This is a genomic window from Natrialba sp. PRR66 (assembly GCF_034808065.1).
GTDB classification, from domain to species: Archaea; Halobacteriota; Halobacteria; order Halobacteriales; family Natrialbaceae; genus Natrialba; species Natrialba aegyptia.
In genome coordinates this window covers 1-372 of the sequence record NZ_JAXHGN010000026.1, presented here as the reverse complement: position 1 = coordinate 372, position 372 = coordinate 1, and the positions used below count along the sequence as shown (strand labels likewise).

1 protein-coding gene is annotated in these 372 nt (G+C 66.7%); it reads left to right on the top strand.

Annotated elements, in window-relative coordinates; translation table 11 throughout:
* On the top strand, positions 1 to 308 hold a 308-nt coding region (locus SM755_RS23350; RefSeq protein WP_323174793.1), incomplete at its 5' end, for a GNAT family protein.
* Positions 309 to 372 lie beyond the last annotated feature (64 nt).

The following is a 372-nucleotide window of genomic DNA, read 5'->3' as shown; positions in this document are numbered from 1 at the left end:
ACAACTCCGACGGTCACGCCGAGATCGCCTACTGGCTCTCGCCCGACGTTCACGGCGACGGCATCATGACCGAGGCCGCACGCCTGCTGGTTCGCTACGCCTTCGAGGAACTCCGCCTCCACCGCGTCCGCGGGCGGGCGTTAGCGACAAACCCCGCCTCTCAGCGGGTGCTCGAAAAGACGGGGATGCAACGGGAGGGCGTCATGCGCGAGGCCGAGAACGTGAACGGCGAGTACGTCGACATGGTGTACTTCGGCGTCCTGCGCGAGGAGTGGGAGGAACGGGACTGGCGCGTCGGCGCTCAGTAGTTACCCGCCTTCCGTTCGGCCTGGCGCTGCCGGACGACGTTCGCGATCTCCTCGTAGTTGCTGA